This is a genomic window from Ramlibacter sp., from assembly GCF_035706265.1.
In the GTDB taxonomy this organism is placed as follows: domain Bacteria; phylum Pseudomonadota; class Gammaproteobacteria; order Burkholderiales; family Burkholderiaceae_C; genus Ramlibacter.
Window position 1 is genome coordinate 1 of the sequence record NZ_DASSVG010000634.1, and the last position, 3,479, is coordinate 3,479.

The 3,479-nt window shown below is 68.1% G+C and carries 5 protein-coding genes; all 5 read right to left on the bottom strand.

The annotated features are described in order from the left end of the window. A partial coding sequence (trpD, locus tag VFM98_RS22840; RefSeq protein ID WP_325112190.1) for an anthranilate phosphoribosyltransferase occupies window positions 1-670 on the bottom strand: 670 nt, incomplete at its 3' end. A gap of 20 nt (window positions 671-690) precedes the next feature. Further along, window positions 691-1,407: a LysE family translocator gene (locus VFM98_RS22845; RefSeq protein ID WP_325112191.1), complete on the bottom strand. Its 717-nt coding sequence runs from the start codon at window positions 1,405-1,407 to the stop codon at window positions 691-693. Window positions 1,408-1,417: 10 nt separating this feature from the next. Next, window positions 1,418-2,461 (bottom strand): low-specificity L-threonine aldolase, encoded by a 1,044-nt coding sequence (ltaE, locus tag VFM98_RS22850; protein ID WP_325112192.1) that lies wholly within the window; start codon window positions 2,459-2,461, stop codon window positions 1,418-1,420. Beyond that, window positions 2,458-3,030 (bottom strand): aminodeoxychorismate/anthranilate synthase component II, encoded by a 573-nt coding sequence (locus VFM98_RS22855; protein ID WP_325112193.1) that lies wholly within the window; start codon window positions 3,028-3,030, stop codon window positions 2,458-2,460. The genes ltaE and VFM98_RS22855 overlap by 4 nt, the downstream gene beginning before the upstream one ends. Before the next feature lie 82 nt (window positions 3,031-3,112). Continuing rightward, window positions 3,113-3,479: GxxExxY protein (locus VFM98_RS22860; protein WP_325112194.1), on the bottom strand; the 367-nt coding region annotated here is incomplete at its 5' end.

The following is a 3,479-nucleotide window of genomic DNA, read 5'->3' on the forward strand; positions in this document are numbered from 1 at the left end:
CGTAGACCACCAGGGCGTGCTCGGCCTGCAAACGCTGCAGCGCGCGCACCTGGATGCCGACCAGGTCGGGGTGGAACACGCCCATCAGGATGTTGGGCGCGCCGGCCGGGTTGGTGAGCGGGCCCAGGATGTTGAAGATGGTGCGCACGCCCAGTTCCTTGCGCACCGGCGCGACGTTCTTCATCGCGGGGTGGTGGTTGGGCGCGAACATGAAGCCGATGCCCACCTCCTGCACGCAGCGGGCGATGGCCTCGGGCGACAGGTTGATGTTCACGCCCAGGCTCTCCAGCACGTCGGCGCTGCCGGACTTGCTGCTGACGCTGCGCCCGCCGTGCTTGCTGACCTTGGCGCCGGCGGCTGCGGCCACGAACATCGAGCAGGTGGAGATGTTGAAGGTGTGCGAGCCGTCGCCGCCGGTGCCGACGATGTCGACCAGGTGCGTCTTGTCCGCCACGTTCACCTTGGTGGAGAACTCGCGCATCACCTGCGCCGCCGCCGTGATCTCGCCGATCGTCTCCTTCTTCACGCGCAGGCCGGTGACGATGGCGGCGGTCATGACCGGCGACAGCTCGCCGCTCATGATCAGCCGCATGATCTTCAGCATCTCGTCGTGGAAGATCTCGCGGTGCTCGATCGTGCGTTGCAGCGCTTCTTGCGGGGTGATGGACATGGCGTGCTCCTCGGAGGCGTTTATCGGGTGGGATTCTCGGCCAGGGCCAGTCGCAGCCCGAAGCCCATGAACATGAGGCCGGCGACGCGGTCCAGCCAGTGCAGGCTGCGCTGCACGGCCTGCGTGCGCGCGACCCAGGCGGCGGCCAGCGCCCAGAGCGCGTTGACCGCCAGCGTGTTGACGTTGAACAGCAGCCCCAGGGCCAGGAAGGCCAGCGCCTTGTGTTCGGCCTGCGGCGCGATGAATTGCGGCACGAAGGCGAGGAAGAAGATCGCGACCTTGGGATTCAGCGCGTTGGTCAGGAAGCCGCCGCGGAACACCTCCCAGAGGCCCGCGGTCCCTTCCCGGGCGCCTCCCTCGTCGGCCACCTTTTCGCGCGCTGTCTCCTCGTGGACGGGCTGTTCGTAGGCTGGCGCTGGAGCGCCAGCGAAAGCCCAGCGCTTCTGCGCCCCTTTTGCCAGCAACAACCGCACCCCCACGTACACCAGGTACGCTGCCCCCGCCCACTTCAGCACCGTGAACGCCGTCGCCGACGCGGCCAGCAGCGCACTCACCCCCACCGCCGCCGCCACGATGTGGACGAAGCATCCCGCGCTGACCCCGAGCGTCGCCACCACGCCGGCGCGCCCGCCACGGCGGATCGCGTGGCTCACGATGTAGAGCACGTCCGGCCCCGGCGTGAGATTCAGCAGGATGCCCGCCGCCACGAACAGGAGCAGGTGCTGCGCATCCGGCATTGCGCGCCCCTTACGCCTGGAAGAAGGAGCGGATCGCCGCCGCCGCCCGGTCGACGCCGGCCTCGTCCACCCCCAGGTGCGTCACGAAGCGCAGCCGGTACAGCCCAGTGGCCAGCACGCCCTGGGCCTTCAGGTGCTGCAGCAGTTCCGCGGAGCGCTCGCGCGCCGGCCCGAGCAGGTCCACGAACACGATGTTGGTCTCGGGCACCTGGAAGGACAGCCCTTCGACGCCTTCCAGCCCCTCGGCCAGCCGGCGCGCCAAGGCGTGGTCCTGCGCCAGCCGTTCGACTTGGTGGTCGAGCGCGTAGCTCGCCGCCGCCGCCAGCAGGCCTGCCTGCCGCATCGCGCCGCCGGCCATCTTGCGCACCCGCCGCGCCCGGGCGATCAGTTCCTTCGAGCCGCACAGGGCGGAGCCCGCCGGCGTGCCGAGGCCCTTGCTGAAGCACACGGAGACGCTGTCGAACAGCGAGGCGATGCGGTGCGCCTCGGTGCGCGCGTCGCTGCCGTTGGCCGCCGCCTGCGCCACCGCGGCGTTGAACAGCCGGGCCCCGTCGAGATGGGTGGCGAGGCCGCGCGAGCGCGCCAGCTTCGTCGCCTTTTCCAGGTAGACCTGCGACAGCACCTGCCCGCCCAGCGTGTTCTCCAGCGCCAGCAGCCTGGTGCGGGCGAAGTGCGGGTCGTCCGGCTTGATCGCCGACTCGATCTCGGTCAGCGCCAGCGAGCCATCGGGCTGGTGGTTCAGCGGCTGCGGCTGCACGCTGCCGAAGACCGCGGCGCCGCCGCCCTCCCAGCGGTAGCAATGCTGCATCTGGCCGACGATGTACTCGTCGCCGCGCTGGCAGTGCGAGAGGATCGCGCACAGGTTGCTCTGGGTGCCGGTGGGCACGAACAGGGCGGCCTCGAACCCGAGCAGCGCGGCGATCTTCTCCTGCAGCGCGTTGACGCTGGGATCGTCGCCGAACACGTCGTCGCCGAGCGGCGCCGCGAACATGGCGGCGCGCATGGCCTCGCTGGGCTGGGTGACGGTATCGCTGCGCAGGTCGACGATCTTCACTTGGCTTGCTCCAGGAAGTTCTTCAGCATGGCGTGGCCATGTTCCGTCAGGATGGACTCGGGATGGAACTGCACGCCTTCTACGGCCAAGGTCTTGTGCCGCACGCCCATGATCTCGCCGTCCTCGGTCCAGGCGGTGAGCTTCAGGTCGGCGGGGCAGCTCTCGCGCTCGATGGCAAGCGAGTGGTAGCGGTTGACCGTGAACTTCCCGGGCAGGCCGGCGAAGACGCCTTCCTGCGTGGTGGTGATCTCGCTGGTCTTGCCGTGCATCAGCCGCTGCGCGCGCACGATCTTCCCTCCGAGCGCCGCCCCGATGGCCTGGTGGCCCAGGCACACCCCGAGGATAGGCAGCTTGCCGGCGAAATGCCGGATCGCCTCCACCGAGATCCCCGCTTCGGCCGGCGAGCAGGGCCCGGGCGAGATCACCAGCCGGTCGGGCCGAGCGGCCTCGATCTCCTGCAGCGTGATCTCGTCGTTGCGATGCACCTCCACGTCGGCCCCCAGCTCCCCGAAGTACTGGACCAGGTTGTAGGTGAAGCTGTCGTAGTTGTCGATCATCAGCAGCTTCATGGCTTACTCCTGGAGGAATCCGAACAGCCGGACGCAAAGGACGCAAAGATTCCGCAAAGGACGCGAAACAAGACAGAGATCCTCATAGCTTGTTCACCAGCCTTTGCACGCCCTTGGCAACGGGGAATGCGTGAAAGTTGATCAATAGTCCGATCTTGTGCCCGGACAGGCGCAGGTACGTCAAGAGCTGCGCGCGATGGGCATCCGATGTCGCTTCCACCGCTTTCAGCTCCACGACCACCGAACCTTCGACGATGAAATCGGCCCGGTACGCAACCCCTATGTCCATTCCCTTGTACTTACCGGCAATCGCCACCTCCCGCTCGAACCGCAGTCCGCGTTCGGCAAGCTCGATGGCGAGCGCAGCCGCGTAAGCGCCTTCCAGCAATCCGACGCCGAGCACGCGCTGCACTTCTACGGCGGCACCGATCACCTCGTGCGAACAATCC

Coding starts and splice junctions, on each gene's coding strand:
- VFM98_RS22845 (WP_325112191.1), bottom strand. CDS start 1,407: ATGCCGGATGCGCAGCACCTGCTCCTGTTCGTGGCGGCGGGCATCCTG.
- VFM98_RS22855 (WP_325112193.1), bottom strand. CDS start 3,030: ATGAAGCTGCTGATGATCGACAACTACGACAGCTTCACCTACAACCTG.